At 42.9% G+C, this 20,600-nt stretch carries 21 protein-coding genes and 1 pseudogene; 8 read left to right on the forward strand and 14 right to left on the reverse strand.

Translation table 11 applies throughout. The annotated features are described in order from the left end of the window. Nucleotides 1–260: 260 nt before the first annotated feature. On the forward strand, nt 261–836 hold the full coding sequence (locus JMY00_RS05695) for a hypothetical protein (RefSeq protein WP_201579439.1): 576 nt from the start codon (nt 261–263) through the stop codon (nt 834–836). A 151-nt stretch (nt 837–987) separates the two neighbouring features. Here the strand turns inward: JMY00_RS05695 and JMY00_RS05700 are convergent, their stop codons facing one another. From JMY00_RS05700 to JMY00_RS05710, 3 genes are all read right to left on the reverse strand, one after another. Further along, nucleotides 988–2,565 carry a pitrilysin family protein gene (locus JMY00_RS05700; protein ID WP_201579440.1) on the reverse strand — a complete coding sequence of 526 codons (1,578 nt, stop codon included), beginning with the start codon at nt 2,563–2,565 and terminating at the stop codon, nt 988–990. 67 nt (nt 2,566–2,632) lie between these two features. Then, a complete protein-coding gene (locus JMY00_RS05705; protein WP_201579441.1) occupies nt 2,633–4,129 on the reverse strand; it encodes a pitrilysin family protein in 1,497 nt (498 codons plus the stop codon). A gap of 65 nt (nt 4,130–4,194) precedes the next feature. Further along, entirely contained in the window at nt 4,195–4,344 is a 150-nt protein-coding gene (locus JMY00_RS05710; protein ID WP_156410696.1) for a hypothetical protein, read from the reverse strand. A 759-nt stretch (nt 4,345–5,103) separates the two neighbouring features. On the opposite strand from JMY00_RS05710, the gene ftsY reads away from it, so the two are divergent. Next, a complete protein-coding gene (gene ftsY, locus JMY00_RS05715; protein ID WP_227526712.1) occupies nt 5,104–6,015 on the forward strand; it encodes a signal recognition particle-docking protein FtsY in 912 nt (303 codons plus the stop codon). Nucleotides 6,016–6,069: 54 nt separating this feature from the next. Continuing rightward, the gene (locus JMY00_RS05720; protein WP_201579443.1) at nt 6,070–6,636 is read left to right on the forward strand and encodes a methylated-DNA--[protein]-cysteine S-methyltransferase; all 567 of its coding nucleotides are present in this window, start codon (nt 6,070–6,072) and stop codon (nt 6,634–6,636) included. Nucleotides 6,637–6,716: 80 nt separating this feature from the next. On the opposite strand, the gene JMY00_RS05725 is transcribed toward JMY00_RS05720, so the two are convergent. Then, nucleotides 6,717–7,466 (reverse strand): YebC/PmpR family DNA-binding transcriptional regulator, encoded by a 750-nt coding sequence (locus tag JMY00_RS05725; RefSeq protein ID WP_102091781.1) that lies wholly within the window; start codon nt 7,464–7,466, stop codon nt 6,717–6,719. A gap of 317 nt (nt 7,467–7,783) precedes the next feature. Here JMY00_RS05725 and JMY00_RS05730 point away from each other — a divergent pair, with 317 nt between their 5' ends. Continuing rightward, nucleotides 7,784–8,614 carry an ion transporter gene (locus tag JMY00_RS05730; protein WP_057760421.1) on the forward strand — a complete coding sequence of 277 codons (831 nt, stop codon included), beginning with the start codon at nt 7,784–7,786 and terminating at the stop codon, nt 8,612–8,614. A gap of 45 nt (nt 8,615–8,659) precedes the next feature. On the opposite strand, the gene JMY00_RS05735 is transcribed toward JMY00_RS05730, so the two are convergent. Both JMY00_RS05735 and aroQ read right to left on the reverse strand, forming a co-directional pair. After that, complete coding sequence (locus tag JMY00_RS05735) at nt 8,660–9,961, reverse strand: AarF/ABC1/UbiB kinase family protein (RefSeq protein ID WP_057760420.1); 1,302 nt, start codon at nt 9,959–9,961, stop codon at nt 8,660–8,662. A 123-nt stretch (nt 9,962–10,084) separates the two neighbouring features. Continuing rightward, nucleotides 10,085–10,621, reverse strand: coding sequence for a type II 3-dehydroquinate dehydratase (gene aroQ, locus JMY00_RS05740; protein ID WP_201579444.1), 537 nt, complete (start codon nt 10,619–10,621; stop codon nt 10,085–10,087). Between the two features lie 446 nt (nt 10,622–11,067). Here aroQ and JMY00_RS05745 point away from each other — a divergent pair, with 446 nt between their 5' ends. Then, entirely contained in the window at nt 11,068–11,283 is a 216-nt protein-coding gene (locus JMY00_RS05745) for a cold-shock protein (protein ID WP_057760416.1), read from the forward strand. A 290-nt stretch (nt 11,284–11,573) separates the two neighbouring features. Continuing rightward, nucleotides 11,574–12,728, forward strand: a complete 1,155-nt coding sequence (locus tag JMY00_RS05750) for a DEAD/DEAH box helicase (RefSeq protein ID WP_201579445.1) — start codon at nt 11,574–11,576, stop codon at nt 12,726–12,728. A 107-nt stretch (nt 12,729–12,835) separates the two neighbouring features. On the opposite strand, the gene JMY00_RS05755 is transcribed toward JMY00_RS05750, so the two are convergent. From JMY00_RS05755 to JMY00_RS05785, 7 genes and pseudogenes are all read right to left on the reverse strand, one after another. Next, nucleotides 12,836–13,735, reverse strand: a complete 900-nt coding sequence (locus JMY00_RS05755; protein WP_179798959.1) for a sulfite exporter TauE/SafE family protein — start codon at nt 13,733–13,735, stop codon at nt 12,836–12,838. Between the two features lie 97 nt (nt 13,736–13,832). Continuing rightward, a complete protein-coding gene (ccoS, locus tag JMY00_RS05760; RefSeq protein WP_227526711.1) occupies nt 13,833–14,093 on the reverse strand; it encodes a cbb3-type cytochrome oxidase assembly protein CcoS in 261 nt (86 codons plus the stop codon). 115 nt (nt 14,094–14,208) lie between these two features. Beyond that, nucleotides 14,209–15,021: a YdcF family protein gene (locus JMY00_RS05765; RefSeq protein ID WP_240990666.1), complete on the reverse strand. Its 813-nt coding sequence runs from the start codon at nt 15,019–15,021 to the stop codon at nt 14,209–14,211. Then, the gene (gene murB / locus JMY00_RS05770) at nt 14,987–16,027 is read right to left on the reverse strand and encodes a UDP-N-acetylmuramate dehydrogenase (protein ID WP_240990671.1); all 1,041 of its coding nucleotides are present in this window, start codon (nt 16,025–16,027) and stop codon (nt 14,987–14,989) included. The genes JMY00_RS05765 and murB overlap by 35 nt, the downstream gene beginning before the upstream one ends. A gap of 315 nt (nt 16,028–16,342) precedes the next feature. Continuing rightward, nucleotides 16,343–16,840 (reverse strand): low molecular weight protein-tyrosine-phosphatase, encoded by a 498-nt coding sequence (locus JMY00_RS05775; protein WP_191113680.1) that lies wholly within the window; start codon nt 16,838–16,840, stop codon nt 16,343–16,345. 207 nt (nt 16,841–17,047) lie between these two features. Continuing rightward, the gene (locus tag JMY00_RS05780) at nt 17,048–17,467 is read right to left on the reverse strand and encodes a S4 domain-containing protein (protein ID WP_201579447.1); all 420 of its coding nucleotides are present in this window, start codon (nt 17,465–17,467) and stop codon (nt 17,048–17,050) included. Nucleotides 17,468–17,564: 97 nt separating this feature from the next. Beyond that, nucleotides 17,565–17,702 (reverse strand): annotated as a pseudogene (locus JMY00_RS05785) (excalibur calcium-binding domain-containing protein); the annotation flags it as partial. Between JMY00_RS05785 and JMY00_RS13605 the strand changes: the two are divergent. Further along, nucleotides 17,647–17,868 (forward strand): hypothetical protein, encoded by a 222-nt coding sequence (locus JMY00_RS13605; RefSeq protein WP_240990667.1) that lies wholly within the window; start codon nt 17,647–17,649, stop codon nt 17,866–17,868. The pseudogene JMY00_RS05785 and the gene JMY00_RS13605 overlap by 56 nt on opposite strands. A gap of 188 nt (nt 17,869–18,056) precedes the next feature. Here the strand turns inward: JMY00_RS13605 and ilvA are convergent, their stop codons facing one another. Then, a complete protein-coding gene (gene ilvA / locus JMY00_RS05795) occupies nt 18,057–19,610 on the reverse strand; it encodes a threonine ammonia-lyase, biosynthetic (protein WP_201579450.1) in 1,554 nt (517 codons plus the stop codon). Nucleotides 19,611–19,916: 306 nt separating this feature from the next. Here ilvA and rpiA point away from each other — a divergent pair, with 306 nt between their 5' ends. Further along, a complete protein-coding gene (gene rpiA / locus JMY00_RS05800; protein ID WP_201579451.1) occupies nt 19,917–20,576 on the forward strand; it encodes a ribose-5-phosphate isomerase RpiA in 660 nt (219 codons plus the stop codon). The last annotated feature ends 24 nt before the right edge of the window (nt 20,577–20,600 follow it).

The following is a 20,600-nucleotide window of genomic DNA, read 5'->3' on the forward strand; positions in this document are numbered from 1 at the left end:
TCAAGAATCGAGAATTCAAATAATTATAAAGTTAGCCGAGATAACGCTAGATATATATTCATTTTTATATATACTATTCCGGTGTTTACTAAAAATAATAATTTTGTAATTATTTGGTAGGATTCATAGGATAGATGCATGAGTTCATTAAAAATTTGTTTGGTCTTTAAAAACTATGCTTTAATAATATCTGTTATCAATCGCCTTTATATTTTCATGGCTTATAAAGAAAACCACCAAATTTACTTTAAGCGAAAACTATGAAAAATCAGCGCTTGACAATGAAAAACTATCATAAATTAAATAACGAGAAGCAAAGTTTTTTGCACTCGAACTATAAGTATGGCGCTTTGTTTACTTCTGCACTTATGTCGGTATTATTGATTAATGCGTGTAGTACAGAGATGTCCTCTGAGAATAGTATGATAGTGACGGATAAAGCTGATAGACATATACAAAGCTCTAAAGAGATAGAAGATAGTATCAAGAACTCTTATGCTCGTTTGGCATCTAAGCGCTCTGATGTCTGTCCAAAATTAATTCAGGAAGAAACAGGTAATCAGGTTATCGAACGTATATCAGAGGTCATGGTAAATGACTACTGTGATTATTTCTTATATCCGCGAGAGGGTCAGCGCCTCAATGTTAAAGTAGATAACCGTCAAATAGAAGCGCTATTAATTGTGCCGACGCTACATAACTTTGCCAATGGTAATTATAAAGTGACGTCTTATGATAAGCATGTTATCCGTTTGAGCTATAACGGGGCTACCCATAAGCCTGAGCATTTTGTCTATGATGTTGCGCTAAAAATTTCTGATGCCAAGCATTCCTAATGCCAAGCATTAAGAATGTTCTGCTTCTTATTAATGCATCATAGTAATTCAAATATTTAAATGGACATATTATAAGCAGTATTCTTTACCACTTATAATACGTTCACAAAATTAATGAGCCTTAACTTTTCTAAACTACTTTCCTAGCAACTTATTTCTTACTGGCTTTTTTTGCCGCTTTATTTTCTTTCCACGGATCTTCTTGCCCAACTGTAACTATCAAAAAGTTATCAGGTTTTAGCGTATCTCGCATGGTTTGATTGACCTCTGAAAGAGTGACTTGATCAATGCGATTGGTATAGTCAGCTAAGTAATTATTCGGCAATTGGTAAAAATTCATCATTCCAAGTAAGCCATTAATACCTGCATTGCTTGCAAATCCCATCGGAAAGCTGTTTTTCAAATTATCTGTAGTTAAGCGCATCTCCTCATTGGTGATACCCTTGTCAAGCGTTTCGTTGATAACCGCTAAACTTGCATCAATAGCCGCACGCGCCTTGTCATTACGTGTCGAAAAACCAATCTGGTAGGGACCTCGAGAGAGCATCGGATTCATCGATCCCGAGATTCCATAAGTATAGCCGAGGTTCTGTCTTACCTCCGTCATTAGTCGCGCATTAAAGTCACTGCCTGCCATGACTTCGTTTCCAACAGCAAAGTTGGTCTGCTGCTGCTGTGCTATTGGGTCAGTTGCCCGTTTACTACCCAGCTGTCCCATGAGTACAGTGGTTTGAGTGCTTGGGAATGGAATATGAACGTGCTGCGCTTTAGTAAGCGGTTTCGGCTCAGGTAAATCAGTGGCAGCTTGGCCGGTAGGCAATTTAGCAGTGATGTTTTCTGCCAGTTTTTTGGCTTGTTCTAATGTCAGGTTGCCTGTCATAGCAACAGACGCGTTTGCTGCTACCAGATATTTGTTTTTAAAGTCTATCAGTTGTTGTTTCTCAATCGTAGGAACGCTTTCTAGCGTGCCGACTGATGGATGCGCGTAAGGGTGAGTACCGTACAAAGCATCATTGAAAGCGATACTTGCTAGGCTATTGGGATCTTGTTTTTGTTGCTGCAGGCCTACCAACAGTCTTGCTTTATTGCGAGCTAGAACTTGCTCGTCAAACGTAGGCTCACTTACCATCTGTGTCATTAAGTCAATGGCTGGCAGGAGATGCTTATCATCAGATAGGCTGCGCAGTGAAACAATAAACATATCCTTATAGGCGCTACTGCTTAGATTGATGCCCAACGTTTCCACTGCACGAGTAAATGCATTTTCATCTAGGCTTTTTGAGCCCTGTTCGAGCATCGTCGCTGTCATATTCGCAATACCAAAACCATCCTTTTTGATACTACCATCACGCGCGCTACCAGCATTAAAACGCAAATCAACATCGACAATTGGCAAGGTGGTCGTTTGTACAAACATGACAGGTACGCCTGACTTGGTCTTAAACTGTTGAATGGTCGGTACGGTGACTTTTAAAGGTTTGTCATCATCTAAGCTGGTTAGCTTAGATAAGGCAGCAATTGGCGCACTTGCATCGACTGCAGCAGGTGAGCGGTAATCTTCAGCAGCTGTTGCATCTGCCTGCGCGGTAGTAGCTAAGATGCTAAAAGCAAAAATTACGCTAGCACTGAGGTGGGATCGCTTTTTAAGTGCGATAGTGCTTCTTATAGAGGATGAAGCAGTCTTAAAAAATTTTTGTCTTACTTGATAGTCGTATTTATTCTGAATCATGAGTTTCTTCTTATTAAGAATACGGTGTTATGGCCATTTTTATGAGACGTTTGATCATATATAGCGACTATTTCGCTGGGGTTTTATTGTCTTTAGGTGGCACGACATGCATCACCGTCAAGTTGTCTTTGACCAAATATTTTTTGCTGGCATCCTGAATGTCAGCCACACTGATACCGTCGAGCTTAGCTGGCAGTTTAGCAAGCAGTCTGTCATCTAGACCGATAGATTGTAACGAGCCAATCATACGTGCCTGTCCTTCCATGCTGTCTTGCGCATAAATCAAACCAGTAACCGTATTGGTCTTGGCGCGACTGATCTCGTCATCGGCAATAGGATCGGTTTTTAGCTTTTCTATTTCCGAAGTTATAGCTTGTTGTGCTTGCTCTAAGCTGACGCCTTCACGCGGTGTTGCTTGAATCAAAAACAGCCCATCACCGCGATCTAACAAGTCGTAAGAAGTACCAACCGTGGTAAGCAGACCTTGCTCACGTATCAGTCGACTCTCTAAGCGTGCAGATAAGCCGCCATCGAGCACATCTTGCGCAAGTGACAGGGCATAAGCTTGTTTTTCATTGTTGGTGCCTGCCGTTGCAAGGCTTGGCACGTTGTAACCCATCAGTAGAACGGGTACTTGTACGGCTTGCTCAGAGTCTACCTTTTGATAACCACGGAAGCCTTTTTGAGTCACAGAGGTACGTTTGGGTAGGTTGCTTTTTTCTAAATCACCGAAGTAACGTTTGACTTGAGTAAGTACTTCTTGTGGTTGCACGTCGCCGACGATGACTAACGTTGCATTATTTGGTGCATACCATGTCTTATACCAGTCTTTTAAATCTGAAAGTTTAATCGATTCTAGCTCGCTCATAGGCCCAATAACAGATTCGCCTTTTGGGCTATCAGGTAAGGCCAGCAGACGAAACGACTCATACGCTTTGGCAAGGGGATTGTCATCAGTACGTTGGCGACGCTCTTCCATAACGACTTGATGCTCTTTAGCAAATTCTTTGTCATCGAATATAAGGTTTTTCATGCGATCTGCTTCAAGCTCTAGCGCTAACGGCATACGATTGGCAGGGAACAGCTCGTAGTATCCGGTATAGTCATAGCTGGTAAAGGCATTGTTGACGCCGCCAAACTTAGCAATTAGCCGCTCATAATCATCACTAGAGACATTGGTCGTGCCCTTAAACATCATGTGCTCGAGTAAGTGAGAGATACCACCTTTATCAAGAGGCTCATCTGCCGAGCCCACTCGGTACCAGATTTGTGTTATAGCGACAGGGGCACGGTGGTCTTCTTTTATAACGACTTTTAGACCATTTTCTAACTGATATTCATGTCTACCTGACATGTCCATTGTCAATTCAGACGGCTGTGTGTCTTTGCTCGTTTTATTTTCATCTGACATATTTTGAGCCAAGCTATCGGTTGCGATTGAGCTTGTCGCGGTTGCAGAGTTAGTAGGCATCGTATTGGTTTGACATGCAGCAAGTGACGCTGCTACTGCTAAGGTACAAGCCATGCGTAATGGCGCAGCTGCTAGAGGTAAAGACAATGGCATGGTATGGTCTACTTATATAAAATAATAATAGAAGAATTAGATGATAATCATAGCGATAGAAGACATTACAAAGAGGTCTGAGCACCAACCATAACGCTAGCAGTCGGTCTAAACTCTTGCGTCGTGGTGCAACCCGTCACCAATATAGTCGTCGTTAATAAAACAGCCACACTGATGCTGCTGATTTTTTTGTAATGCTTAGAGAATAATGACATAACGGATTCCTAATAAGTATTTATCGAATAAGTCTTGGTAGAGTAGGCGAAGTCTGACAAGTAACAGGTCAGAATTTTGTGTCCAAACCTTAAGCAAAACTTTCTCAAATCATCGAGTGATTTTTTAAACAGATAAATTTTGACGATAGTCTAATAGGGTAAGGGCTGAGCATGACTTGAATTATGCTAAAATAGGTCAAAATTAAGCGTCATGTCGCTCGTAGCCAGATGACAACCTATAAATCCATTAACAATAAACAAATAATTGATTGTGATAACTTTTAGGGCAAATTTATGAACAACCCAAACAACAGTAACCGCGTAGTCATTAACCTTGATGCTGGTCTTGACGACTTAGATGACGATGATATTACCTTACCCAGTCTACCGGTGCAATCTGTGCCCATTATTGATGAAACAGAGAGTGTTGCTCCACAAAAGGATAGTACGGTAAACCAAGACGTCTCTAGTAATGTTGCTGCGGACAATATTGCTTTGGCGACGCCAATTGTCATGACAGAAGAGCATAACGTACCTAAAGGTAATTCTGAAAGCTTTTCGAGCGCTACAAAGACAGCCGCTACAAGTCAATCTAATACTGCGTCAACTATTCCTGCTATGCCGTTGCAAGAGCAATTGGGTGATACGCCAAGTGTAAACCCAGTGGCTGACAGCGATGAGGTAGCTACTACCAAAGAGCCTGCTATAGAGTCACAAGAGACTAAAGAAGATAAGAAAAAGGGCAGCTGGTTTAACCGTATGAAAACGGGCCTCAGTAAGTCACGCAAAAACTTAGCCGAAGGCATGGTCAGTATCTTAATCGGTGGTAAAGAGATTGATGACGAGCTATTAGAAGAAGTCGAAGATCAGCTATTGGTAGCCGATATTGGCGTCAACGCGACGAACCGTATCATCAAGAGCCTTACTGAGCAGACAGATCGTGGTGACTTGATCTATGCACACTCTCTATATAAAGCATTGCAAAGTGAGTTGGTTGATATCCTCACACCAAAAGTTGAGCCTCTGGTGATTGACACTAGCAAAAAGCCATTCGTTATATTAGTAGTAGGTGTCAATGGTGTGGGCAAAACCACAACGATTGGTAAGCTTGCCAAGCGCCTACAGGGCGAGGGCAAATCAGTCATGCTGGCAGCGGGTGATACGTTCCGTGCGGCAGCTACTGAGCAGTTACAGATTTGGGGCGAGCGCAATCATATTCCAGTAGTGGCGCAAGGTCATGGTTCTGACAGCGCTTCTGTCATTTTTGATGCGATGCAGTCAGCCAAAGCGAAAAATATCGATGTGCTCATTGCCGATACTGCGGGACGTCTGCAAAACAAGACGCATTTGATGGCAGAGTTGGAGAAAGTCGTACGTGTCATGCGTAAAGCGGATCCAAGTGCCCCGCATGAAGGTATGATTGTGCTGGATGCTGGCACGGGTCAAAATGCTATCAACCAAGTCGAACTGTTTAATAAAGTTGTGCCGCTGACAGGCATCACCATTACTAAATTAGATGGTACTGCTAAAGGTGGCGTGGTGTTTAATATTGCCGAAACGACAGATGTGCCTATCCGTTATATTGGTGTGGGTGAGTCAATTGATGACTTGCGTTCTTTTAGTCCGAAGCAATTTGTCGCCGCTTTGTTCGAGACCGATGATAAAGAATAAGAGAGCCAGTTTTATCTGGTAAATCATTTTTAAAAGAATAGGGAAGTAGACGCTATGATAGTTACCACAGCAGCCTTTGGGTCACATCGATTAACACTGATTGCTCGTGTCAATGAACATGGTCAGCCTATGCTCGTTGAAGCCAACTGGCTGCTGGCAGATAACTCATGGCATAGCTCAAAATCTGTACCTAAACTTAAAAAGTACTATGGACTGACAGATGAAGACTTTACCTTTATAGATAAAAATAGCCTAAGCATGAATGAACCTGCTCAAGCGTTATTAATAGAAACGATTTTTCAACTTAAAGACTATGCTGATGGTAAACGTAAGACATTGGATTTGCCTTTAGACTTCTCTATGGGTACTGAGTTCCAGAAAAGAGTATGGCAGGCACTACAAGGTATTGAGTATGGCGAAACCATCAGCTATGCCACACTCGCGCAGCGTGTCAACAGTCCAAAGGGATTCCGTGCGGTTGCGCAGGCCAATGGCAAAAACCCTTTTAGCATTATTGTTCCTTGTCATCGAGTGATTGCCAGCGACGGTAAGCTCGGTGGTTATACAGGCGGGCTAGATAAAAAAGAGTATTTACTATCATTAGAAGGAAGTTGGACGTAAAACTGAGTCTGGAGATATTTTAATAAAAAAGGGCCAAATACTTTTAGTATCTGGCCCTTTTTACTGAACAATTAATACGCTTATGCTTCAAGCTGAGCCATGACGTCAGCAGAGAAGTTCACGTTAGTATAAACTTCTTGCACATCATCAGCATCTTCTAGCATATCGATCATCTTCATGATCTTTTCAGCATCATCAACATTGTCGATCTCAGCCGTGGTAGATGGTGACATAGTGACTTCGGCGTTGTCAGAAATAAGACCAGCCGCATTAAGGGCATCTTGGACTTGACCGAAACTTTCCCATTCAGTAATAACGAGTAAGCTTTCACCATCATTTTCAATATCAACGGCGCCCGCATCTAGTGCAACGAGCATGACTTCATCTTCTAAGCTGACATCGTTAAAAGTGATCTCGCCACGTTTAGTAAATAGATACGCCACTGAGCCTGATGTGCCAAGATTACCATCATTCTTGGTAAAAGCATGACGTACTTCGCTGACCGTACGGTTAAGGTTATCAGTCATGGTTTCGACCAGTACAGCCACACCACCGACACCATAACCCTCGTAACTGACTTCTTCCATGTTTTCATTATCGCCGCCGCCTGTACCACGGTCGACAGCACGATTAATCGTGTCGCGCGTCATATTGACGGATAGGGCTTTTTCGATAACGGCACGTAAGCGTGGGTTTTTGTCAGGATCGGGATCGCCTTGTTTGGCAGCTGAAACGATTTCACGAATAATTTTGGTAAATATCTTACCCCTTACTGCATCCTGACGGGCTTTACGGTGTTTAATATTTGCCCATTTTGAATGGCCTGCCATATAACATCCTTAAGTTCTACGTACTATTTTTATGGGTAAAAAAAGTGATCAACAACAACCTTCGATATCTGATTGCCTGATTTTATACTATCATTACTTTGTCTATTTAAGGTAGTAGCGCTACTAGCACGTTAACGATTTGTATGTTGTTGAGAGTGCTTTTTTGCTACACTGTGGCAACTTATAGATTGTATTCACTGTGATAGGTGAGCGATATTATAAACCAGTTTTAGCTATTTTGACCAACTTGCCCTTATCCATCACATTTTAAGTCATTGCGTGCTATCAAGCCATTGATTTTATAAAGTACTGATTCTATGAAGCAACCAACCGCCGAAGCTCTTACACACTTGCGTAACCGTACGCATATCATTATTGAAGGCACCGATACTCGTCTGGGTAAGCTCTTTGATATTGTGTTGCTGATTGCAATTTTAGCCAGTGTGGCCGTCGTCATGCTTGATAGTGTGCTATATATGCGTTTGCAGTATGGCACGTTGTTCTTTTATGCAGAGTGGTTTTTTACCATTTTGTTTACTATTGAGTATGCGTTAAGGCTGTTTTCAGCACCCAACCGCTTACGCTATGCTTTTAGTTTCTTTGGGATAGTAGACTTACTGTCTGTATTGCCAAGTTATTTGAGCTTAATGTTTGTGGGCGTGCAGTATCTACTGGTGATACGGGTATTGCGTATTTTACGTGTATTCCGCGTTCTTAAGCTCAAAGCCTATATGCAACAGGCTGGGTTCTTGGCGTCGGCATTAAAAACCAGTCAGCAGAAAATTACGGTTTTCTTCCTATCGCTTGTATTGTTAGTAACCATCTTTGGTTCAATTATTTATGTGGTAGAAGGGCCGGAAAATGGATTTACCAGTATTCCATTGTCTATCTACTGGGCAGTTGTCACGATGACAACGGTTGGCTATGGTGATATGTCACCTAAAACACCGCTCGGCCAAGCAATTGCAACCATGGTCATGATCACAGGTTATTCGATTATTGCTGTACCAACAGGTATTTTTACGTCAGAGTTAGCACGTAATATGCGTCCACAGCTTAACCCAGTGACTTGTCCAAACTGTGGTAAGTTCGGCCATGCAGTAGGGGCAGACTTTTGCGATCGTTGTGGACACGCGCTACATATCTAGAGATAGGTTTAATCGTGGCAGTCAATATACCTACCTACTACGCATCTACGCATCGATGTATTCGTCAACCAGTGGTGAAAGGTCGATCTCGACGCCTAGGTTGACCAGATTCCAGTACTGTCCTGATACAGTACGGTCTAGCATCATAGTGGTAGCTGAGGGTTGAAACTGACCGAAGTACTTCAAAGACGTACGCATCTGTGCAATGGCCTCGTGATGGACTTGGCTACTGCCAAAATCAAATTCGCCTTCTTGATAGGGGCTAATGGATAAAGGTTTAAGCCCAATCGATAGCCACTTTTCATAAAACTCACCAGGGATGTTCTTATCATCTTCGCGGCGAATATCTAGGGCAATCAAATCTTGTTCAAGTGCAGTGACGTCACCTCTTAGCGCATGTTTAACAAAGCGTTTGAATAGCTGCACTTCGCTATCGCTATAGCTGCGGATGCCACCAAAATCATAAGCCACGACACTGCCATCATGACGGAACGCAAAGTTACCTGGATGAGGATCGCAGTGCATACGGTACAACCCAAACAGCTGACCTGCGGTAAAGTGAAATAGGCGCTCTGCTATTTTTTGTTTGACGTCATTGTCCCACGTCGCGGCGACAGTCAATGTCTCTCCCATCTCTTCGGTCAGCGTTAAAATCCGTCTAGAAGAATGGCTGCTAATCACTTTTGGAATAATAAGGCCTTCATCTTCTGCATGAAAAGCGCCGAATACGCGTAAGTTATGAGCTTCTTTAACATAGTCCAATTCATCGTGCAGACTCTGGCGAATCTCATTGAAAAGCTGCTCTTGTAGTTGCTTACTCATATTGAGCACGCCAGCGATTTTTAATGCCATACGCACTTGTTTGAGATCGCTATCGCAGTTTTCATCGACATCAGGATACTGGACTTTAACTACCACTTTTTGACCCGATGGCAACGTCGCTTTGTGCACTTGTCCAATAGATGCTGCGGCAAAGGGTGTCTCTTCAAACTCGCTGAATAATTCTAAGATTGGCGCTTTCAGTTCGCGTTCAACTTGAGCTCGTATCTGCGCATACGGCATTGGCGGCGCATCTTTCTGTAGCTTTTCGAGCGCTGATGCAACCTCAGGCGGGAACACATCCTTATATTGTGAAGCAATCTGTCCGACCTTCATCACTGCGCCTTTCATCTCACCCAACGTTTCGGCAATTTGAACGCCCACGTCTTGCATCAGATCTGAGCGAGCTTGCAGACGTTTTTCTTCGTCACTTGAGAGATGCTTAAATGAGTTTTTAGCGGCTTTGCCAGCAATACTTGCTGTCATACCAGCGAGTTTCATAAAGCGTTTTCCGGACGATTTTGCCATTCATGTCACCGTATAATGGGTTGTTTGCTCAGTCGTAATTCTATTATTTTAATTGCAAGATTACTGTTTGACTAATGTGTGAAGACGCGAGTAATCATTTACAAAAAAGTAAGCACAGTCATATCATTTGTTTGTGTCAACTGCATACATATTGCTCAACCAGTAATCAAGCGCCATTTGATAGCCTAATTGTCCCAAGCCGCAAATGACTCCGACCGCAACGTCACTTAGATATGAATGATGACGGAAAGGTTCACGGGCATGAACATTGGATAAATGTACTTCTATAAATGGCTTTTGGGTGGCCAATAGCGCGTCGCGTAGAGCCACTGAAGTATGCGTAAATGCAGCCGGATTGATAATAATAGCGTCAATTTGGGCAGATTTATCCGCCAATAATCCATGATGCTGAATGTCGTCTACTAGCTTACCTTCATGGTTGGACTGTATGGATATTAACTCTACACCGTGGCGTGCGGCGCGCTCAACTAGTTGCTTTTCTATATCAGCAAGTGTCGTATGACCATAAATATGCGGTTCCCGTTTACCTAGTAAATTCAGATTTACGCCGTTTACCAGTAGTAATTTATGAGTCAGTATTTGATTTGAGTTTTCGTTAGTCGATTGTTCGGCTGTTTTTGACGGAGTAGAGGAGGTCATAATGGTCTCGGTAACTATTGAGCGATGTTAATAATTTATAATAATATATGAATAATTTAAGGCGTGAGCTGCCAAGCTAAATTGGCTTCAACGCATTTTGCTCTTTATCATAACAGCTTGCCAGCTAGGTTATAAAAATTTGTCTAAAAAAATTATCTAGATATCAAAAAGCATATTAAAAGTCTTTATGTTGCTAAAAACCCGTGCTATGATATTTTTTATGCAATAAATATTGCAAGTTTGTTGCTATCATCGAATTTCATGACGATAAGCGCTTTTGGCGAATTCGTCATCGAAGCACTATGTAGGTAATTAAAGCACTACATAGATGATGGTAAGTAGAGTAGTAATACTCTTAATTTTTGATTTCATAATCTTAGACCCTGTTTATATGCAATGTCGCAAAGGAAGCTAGGGCTAAGCGGACTTTTTTAGGAAGTAATATTATGTCAGCTCGTGAGCAAGGTATCGTTAAGTGGTTTAATGACTCAAAAGGCTTTGGTTTCATTCAACGTGACAGCGGAGAAGATATTTTCGTCCATTTCCGCGCGATTCAGGGTGATGGCTATCGTTCTCTAAAGGATGGCGAAAAAGTTGAGTTCAGCGTAGTAGAAGGTGACAAAGGTCTGCAAGCTGAAGAAGTCAGAAAGATAGAAGAGTAATTTACTCAGACATTAAAGCGGTTTAGTTATAATGTCTGTACAAACTACTGATATACTACTGAGTCAAGCCCATCTTATCTTACCTATGTTGAATGAACTGCAGCATATTTGGTAGGATTGGATTTGGGCTTGGCTTTTTTTATGCCTATATGTCTGATGGTTTTCCACAGACTCGATAAGGCTACTTTTACTGATTACGATTTAAACGCTACATTTGACACTATAAAGGTTGATTTTGAACCTATTTATAATTAATAAAATACGAGCAATTCATTTAAAAGGATATTTTTTTGAGCAATTTTACAACGTTTACTGATTTGCCACTTTCAACAGCGACCCTGCATGCAGTAAGTGATCTAGGATTTACTGAATTGACGCCCATTCAGGCAAAGATACTACCGCATACATTGGCACATCAAGATGCTATTGGACAAGCACAAACGGGCACAGGGAAAACAGCGACTTTTCTACTGACTATTATGGAAGCCTTGCTTAAGCGTCCATTTACTAATGACGAAGAGCGCTATCTTGGTGAGCCGCGCGCTGTGGTCATGGCGCCAACTCGCGAATTGGCTCAGCAAATATTTGATGACTGCATTGCATTAACCAAATATACATCCCTACATAGCGTCTGTATTATGGGCGGTACTAATTATGAAACTCAGCAGCACGAGCTTGAACGTCAATACGTTGATATCTTGGTAGCGACGCCTGGCCGTCTAATTGACCTTGCTAATAAAGGCATGGTGTATCTAGATAGAGTAGAGGTACTGGTACTTGATGAAGCCGATCGCATGTTAGATATGGGGTTCATTCCTGATATCAAACGCCTAGTTGGTCGAATGCCTGCCAATACCGATCGCCAAAGCTTGTTGTTTTCTGCAACCTTTAACCAAGATGTGATGAATTTGGCCTATCGTTGGTTACATGAGCCTCAGTTTGTTGAAATTGAGCCTGAACACAAGACCAGCGAGTTAGTAGATCAGCATTTTTATTTGCTGACAGAAGATCAAAAGCTAGACGCCTTGCAGCGTATTATCAGTGATGAAGCAGTAGAGAAGGTCATCGTCTTTGCCAATCGTAAAGACCAAGTAAAGCGTCTGTATCACAAACTGCGTCAAGCGCATAATATTGTGATGCTCTCGGGCGATGTCATTCAGCAAAAACGTGAGAAATACTTACAGCGCTTTAAAGATGGTCACGCGTCTATCTTGGTGGCGACAGATGTAGCAGGGCGCGGTATCCATGTCGATGATATCAGTCATGTGGTTAACTTTACTTTGCCTGATCAGCCAGATGATTATGTACATCGCATTGGCCGTACGGGCCGTGCGGGACAGACAGGTATTAGTATCAGTTTTGTGAGTGAAGATGATGCCTTCAATATACCGGCATTAGAGAAGCACTTGGAAACCAAGTTTACGCTTGAGCAGTGGCAGGAATAATTGCTATAAACTGAGCATTATTCAAAAAATAAAAGCCCTCAATATCGAAAATGGTATTGAGGGCTTTTTTATATGCTAAGTGTTAATAGTATCTGTTACCGATAACTTTATTGAGCGTGTTCCATCATCTCAGTATGCTCATGGTGATTCATGTCCACTGATTCATCACTCATGTCATTCATACTATGATCCATATGGTCGTCCATATCCTGCATGTTGTGATCCATGTCTGCTGCCATATCCGTATCATGATTCATTTGGCTCATGTCGTGAGAGTCCATATCAGACATCATAGCAGTGTGGCTACCATGATTCATCTCACCATGGCCGCCATGCATATTTGCCATGACCATCGGCACGACTGCTACTGCCAACCCTGATATGACCATAACCGCACCATTTAACTGCCTTAAGCGAAAACGTCCGATCTTATCACGTAGCCAACCGACCGTTTCGTGCGTCGCAACCAACATCGGTATGGTTCCTAGACCAAAGACAAACATCAACGCAGCACCGCTTAATGGACTATGAGCAACGACCGCAATTAGTAGAGCGCCATATACCAAACCACAAGGCAAAAAGCCCCAAAGCAACCCTGCTGTTAATGCGCGCGGAAAAGTATTAAGTGGAAATACCTTTTGACGCAATGGGCTAAGATACTGCCAAAAGCGCATACCAAAACGTTCAAGCTTAGTCAAAAACGGCGCACCAAGCATCGTCACACCGACGAATACCAGTACCAATCCTAATAAAATACGCGGTGTACTATTACCCATCATCAATGGCTTTAATACGGTAATACCGATTAGCCCTGCAATTAAACCCAATAATGCGTAACTCGTTAAACGCCCAAAATGATACGTGGCCACCAAAGCACGACGTTTGGCGGGGCTGACATCTTTCATAGACAGACCAAATGCGGTCACAAGACCGCCACACATGCCTAAACAATGCGGTGAACCAAAGAATCCCATTAGTAATGCCGCCACAAGTAAAGCGATGGTCATGAATGCGTCTCCTAAGAATGGTAAAGGGCGAACTTGCTAGTGCTGAATTATTTAATAAAACGGCACCAATAAATTACGCATTTATAAGGCAGATAAATTAGATTTCTGAATCTTTATTTATCTCAGAATGATCGTTATTTCCATCAGTTGCGGCTGTTTTATCTTGCTGCTGGGTAGGTGCTGAGCGTTCATGAGCCTGCATAGTTTGGCGGCGTTCTTGACGATCATCCAATATGATACGCTGTGATGCATTGTCCAAATCTTCGAACTGGTTTGATTTTACCGCATAACGCACCGCCCAGATGGCAACCACAAACAGCATGAGACTTAATGGAATTAATAAAAATATACTGAGCATGGCAAATCTCTTAAATAGCAGTGTCTCTTATTATTATACACCCATCACAAATGTAGTGGATGTTCGGTAGTATTTAGAATGCGTCTCTCAATGGTATCGTATACATCTTTAACGTTTATTCGTCAGAGTTTTTTGTGGCATTGCCTCTTGGGGTTAATAGCTGCTGCGAAGTCACATCATTGGCATGGCGGCAGTCCATCTGGGGACGTATCACATCGCGCAGATAGGCTGCGACCTCATAGACAGCGCGCCGTGAGTGACTTAAGTTGTGTGCAGGCTTCATCCAGTCGCGTCTTACTGGCAGTGGCGCAGGGAGTGGTGTGCTATTGATACCATTTAAAGCAAACTGTCTGCGTGCACGCGCCATATGATAGCTATCAGTAATCAGATATACATGGCGTAACGGAATGCGTTTGGCTGTAAAGCGGGCGTTTTCACATGTATTCATGCTAGCATTTTCACTGATCAGTCCGTCGATACCGTGTTCCATCAACCATTGACCGAGCCATGGAGCTTCAGCGCCACTCAGTACAATTGGTAGAGGTAAGTCATGGTAAGCGCCTGCAGCGGTACGAGCGCGATTGAGACTATAGCGATTTAGGATAATTTGGTTGTTGTGGTCATTGGTCAGACCGCCGCCTAAGACTACATAGGCAGTAGGCGGTGAGCTCATGGCAGCAGAAGGCATGTCAGGTAGCGGCAATAGAGAAAAAATATAAACGATTGCTTGCGAAAACAGCGGGGTAAATAGGCTGATAATCACTAAAATGACAGACGTAGAGCCTAGTATAAAAGTAATATTGATAATGCGAAATAGTGTCACCATGCGTTCAGAAAACCGCAAGTAATATCGCCATAATCGTTTAGATAATAGCCGCTTAGACCATGATTTTTTATGCCACATGCTCAGCATATCCAATTGAGCCATCAGCATTTACCCAGACTGGCTCACGTGACAACTGAATGGAAAATTTCTCATAGACAGTAGCAGCGATATATTTCTGCGCTATGACTACATCCTTTTGCGTGGCTTGCTGAGGCGTATGGTTAGTCAATACTAGTGCTTGCTGCTTATGCGTAAAAATAGGTGCAATGCCGCCACCTTTTAATCCTGCTTGCTCAATGAGCCAACCAGCCGCAACCTTTACCATTGCATTAGGCATCGCATAACCAACGATAGCTGGATAAGTTGCTTGCAGCGCTGTGAACTGCTCCTGAGCGATAATAGGATTTTGAAAAAAACTGCCACAATTAGGTAGCTGCTTTGGGTCAGGCAGCTTTTGTTGTCTAATATCTATAATAGCTTGCATAACGTCAGCAGGAGTTGCTTGCTCGCGCCCTTGTTGCTGCGCATAGCGCTGCGCCACAGTCTGTACATCGCCATAACTGGCTAAAATATTGGCAGGATCAGTATGTAATCTGAAACCCACACGACTAATAAGCCATGTGTTTGGTGTGCGTTTAAAGATACTGTCACGATAGCCAAATTGGCAATCAGCAGCTGATAAATGATGCCAAGTTTGTGTCGGCAAATGATAGGCACGTATATACTGTAAGCGGTCTTCTAATTGTACGCCGTATGCACCGATATTTTGTATGGGTGCTGCGCCCGTCAGGCCCGGTATTAGTGCAAGATTTTCTAACCCATACCAACCTTGATTGACCGTATGTACGACCAAATCATGCCAGTTTTCGCCAGCCATTACTTCGATATCGACATAATCGTCGGTTTGATTGGTCAGATGAATACCACGCATCTTTGGCTGCAATACTATGGCGTTCAACGCTTCAGGTAATAAAACATTACTACCGCCAGACAACACAAACAGTGGCAATTTGTTTGCTATATCTTCTATATAAGTTGCCATAAAACTGTCAAGCTGCGCCTCATTCTCTAATGTCACGACAGAGTCAGCAACACAGGCCAATGCCATCGTATTGTCATGTGATAAGTCGATCGAATCATTGACTACGGCAGTCGCTGAGACATTCGAAACATCAGTGGCGATGCTAGACTGAGCACTGTGGTCAAGGCGTGAAGCTTGGGTCATAACGTAGCCTATGTGGCAAAAGGATAATAAATGATAAGGTAGCTATAATTGATTCAATTTAAAAGAGATACAAGGCAACTGAGTGCAGACGTAACTGTGATACTTTAAGCGAGGTTAACGCTGTAGCTCTTTTATAGAGGATTAATCATATTATAGAGGATACCGGATGCAAGAGTAGCAGAAATATAGACGGTATGGCTAGCAGGCTTTCCAGCTTTCTATCCAAGCTTGGGCGCTTGATTCGATACGCTCGATCACTTCTTCAAAATCATCGTTATCGCCTTTATATGGATCTGGCACATCGCTACCGCAATAGGTAGGGTCTTCTTCACTGAACAGTGCTAGTGTTGCTAAACTATCTTCTGATTCTGCAATGCTGTCTTTGATCGCTTGTAGATCAGCTAGATTCTGTGAGTCCATGGCTAAGATTAAATCAAAATCACGAAAGTCATTGGCACTGACTTGACGAGCGACCAGCTTATTAATTTTGTAGCCGTGTGACTTAGCATGACGTTGCGAGCGAGCATCAGGCGCACTGCCAACGTGCCAATCACTGGTGCCTGCTGAGTCTACTTTTATAGATAGTCCAGCAATCGCTGCTTGCTGACGAAAAACTTCTTCAGCAGTAGGGGAGCGGCAGATATTTCCTAAACATACCAATAATACAGACGAGGGAGTACAGGCTTTCATCAGCATAATATGACCTTCTATAACAAAAAAAACATGCTATAAGAGACCAGCATTGTTAATGCGGCTTTTATTAGCATGCAATCGATTGAATCAGCTGCTAGCGTAACGCTTAATGCTTGGAATGGCAAGGATAGAGACTAAACAATAGCGTCATTTAACAATGAAAATTTGGCCATATGATGCATGGCCAAAAGGTGAGATAGTGAAACGGTTTTAATCTTGATTACTTTTAAAACGCTGTAGATCGCGTCGCTCTTTTTTGTTGGGCTTGTTGTCAGGACGAGCAAGATTGGCCAGTTTGCGCTGTTCGGCATAGTAAGCACGGCGCGTCTCGCTCTCTTTTGTCTCTGAATATAGTACCTCAGCGGCAATCGCATTGCCACGCTGTGCAGATAGCGCCTCAACAACGACCGTCTTTTCGGTCATCGCGGTCGCTGAGCCTTGACGAATGGTTAGCTCATCTCCAACTGAAATCTCTTTACTGGTTTTTACCCGGCTACCGGCATAGTGTACGCGTCCACTTTCAATCGCTTGTTTGGCTAGGGTACGTGTACGATAAAACCTAGCTGCCCATAGCCATTTATCGAGACGGATTTTCACCAAACCTTGGTTATCATCAGCACTTTTCTTCATAAGAGTCACTCTGCATTCGTTTTTATATTAAATCATAGTTTATATAAACAATATTAGGGCAACTTTAATATTTGCAAATAGATTTGATGACTGTGGGTTAGTTGCACCATTGTTGTTCACAAGGTACACCATCGTGGTTACCATCCATTTTGGTATTAGGACAGTAGTTTGTGAAATAAGTGGCTTCTGCACAGGATGTCATTTGTGAGCAATGTGTTCTGCCGTCACATGAAAAGCTTGGGGCTGGTTATGTTGATAAGACTGGAGTGGCAGTTGGCGCTGATGTTGAAGTGGTACCCAAATCAACGTATGTTGGTGGTATATCATCAATATTATCAACGTCATTAGAGGTAAGAGTAGGTTGTGTTACGATATCTGCTGCTGTATTGGTTGCAGGTTGATGTACCGTGTTTTTAGGTTGAAGAACTCTATAACCTATAAGCACGAAAATCAGACAGGCCAATATCACTAATACTTTGTTTATCACTGTGCCATACCTGCCAGCTCATAATCATTATTAATATGAAAATGGCAGTTTTTAATCGACTTAAAAACTGCCATTAGATAAGAGACATTACGTCTATTTTTACTATCTCAAAAATAACTGATAGCCAATGTTGTCATTGACCGTGGCACAGTCATAACCAATATCTAAAAGCGCGTCTTGTAGCTGACGAGAGTTGCCTTCAGAGGCTTGTAAACCGACCAATACACGACCTTCAGCAGCCCCATGGTTACGGTAATGGAATAAGGTAATATTAAAATCGTCACCCAGTTTTTCTAAGAACGTTAGCAATGCACCTGGACGTTCTGGGAATACCACTTGTAGCAATTGCTCGTTTTCGACATGAGCATGACCACCAATCAAATGACGGATATGTGATTTGGCGATATCATCATCAGTCAGGTCGTGAGCAGTGTAGCCATCGTCTGCCAGTTGGTTGCTGATGGTTTGACGCTCTTTTTCACCTTCTTTTAAAGCAATACCGACGAAGATTGAGGCAGGCTCCATTGAGTCTGGTGATTTTTTGCTGTCAGCGCGGTAGTTAAACTCAGTAATATTACGGCCATGTAGACTACGACAGAAGTTCAAGAAAGCACCCGTTTGTTCAGGAATAGTAACCCCAAAGATGGCTTCTTTTTTCTCACCAATTTCAGTACGCTCAGCGATATAACGCAGGCGGTCAAAATTCATATTAGCGCCGCAAATGATGGCTGCACAGTTTTTGCCCGTAATCTCGTTAGCTTGAAGGTATTTTTTCATACCAGCAACCGCTAACGCGCCTGCAGGCTCTACGATACTGCGGCTCTCCTCAAACACATCTTTGACCGCGGCGCAGACTTCATCGTTGCTACAGGTGACGACGTTAGGCTCAACGACAGGGCCTGAATTATCGCTTTTTTGCGTACGCACGACGTCAAAAGGCAATTCGCCAATCTGCGCGACTGCCACGCCATCGACGAACAATCCTACTTGCTCAAGCTTGACACGTTCACCTGTTTCAAGCGCTGCTTTTAGGCAGGCTGACTGCTCGGCTTCTACTGCAATCACTTTGACATGTGGTGCCACTTCACCTAAAAATGCGGCCACACCAGAGATTAGGCCACCACCACCAACGGCAACGAATACATAGTCCATGTTGCGCCACTGCTGGGTCAGCTCAAGACCGATGGTGCCTTGTCCTGCGATGACTAATTCATCGTCATAAGGTGGAATAAAGGTCAGTCCTTCGCGTTCAGCACGATCGATCGCATAACGGTTTGCTTGATCAAAACTATCTCCGTGTAGATCTACATTGCCACCAAGTGCTCTTACCGCATCCACTTTGATATCGGGAGTCGTGGTTGGCATGACGATGATGTTATTTAGTGATAGTTTGCGCGCAGAGTAAGCCACGCCTTGCGCATGATTACCTGCCGAAGCACAAATCACACCGCGCGCTTTTTGCTCATCGCTCAACTGACTGATACGGTTATAGGCACCGCGCAATTTAAATGATTTGACTGGTTGTAAGTCTTCACGCTTAAATCGAATGTCATTAGCAAAACGTTGGGTCAGCTTGGGCGCCGTTTCAAGTGGTGTTTGAATAGCAACGTCATAGACGGTGGCTTGTAAGATGGCTCGTACCCAGTGTGACAGCATAGTAATCCCTAAACAGAGTGAATATAAAAAATGTAGATGAATATAAAAACGAAATAGATTAGCCTATGCCGATTTTTAGTATCTTGCAAGACTCAATTGCAGTTTTCTTGGGATTTCGTGCTCGAATTTACATGAAGTGCAAGTATTTACCTAAGTTAAGCCTGAGCTAGGCACGATAGGACTCACAAATTAGCGTCATGATGCGCTAACATCCATTAATATCATCGGTTATAATAGCCGCGTATTTTATCTGTTTTAGCCTTTTACTTTTTTTAAGACCATACGTTTATTTTCCAAGGATTTATGATGAGTGATCAGCAAGCACAAAAGCAAGCCGCGGCCAAAGCTGCTCTAAGCTATATCAAAGACGATATGATACTTGGGGTAGGGACAGGTAGTACGGTCAACTGTTTGATTGAGTTGTTGCCACAATTGAAGCTTGCTGGCGCTGTCGCTAGCTCACAGGTGACAGAAGACAAACTTCGTGCGCTTGGTATCGAAATAGTCGATTTGAACTTTGCTGGTACATTGGATGTTTATATCGATGGTGCGGATGAAGTTAACGAGCACTTGCAACTTATCAAAGGCGGCGGCGGTGCATTGACTCGCGAAAAGATTGTGGCAGCCGCTTCAAACAAGTTCGTCTGTATGGTCGATGATAGTAAAAGTGTTGATATATTAGGTCGCGCGTTTCCAGTACCGATTGAAGTATTACCACAAGCACGCTCGTATGTAGCTCGCCAATTGGCCAAATTGGGCGGTGAACCGGTATATCGTGAAGACTTTGTCACCGACTATGGTAATGTTATTCTAGACACCTACGATTTGGATGTGAGCAATCCAATCGCGCTAGAAAAAGAGCTAAATAATATCGTAGGTGTGGTCTGTAATGGTATCTTTGCAGCAAACCAAGCAGACGTTTTGCTAAAAGCAGGTGCAAATGGCGTGACAACGCTCACGCGTTAATCTATGATCAAATCATTTGTATAA

It is taken from the genome of Psychrobacter sp. Pi2-52, from assembly GCF_904846705.1.
GTDB lineage: Bacteria > Pseudomonadota > Gammaproteobacteria > Pseudomonadales > Moraxellaceae > Psychrobacter.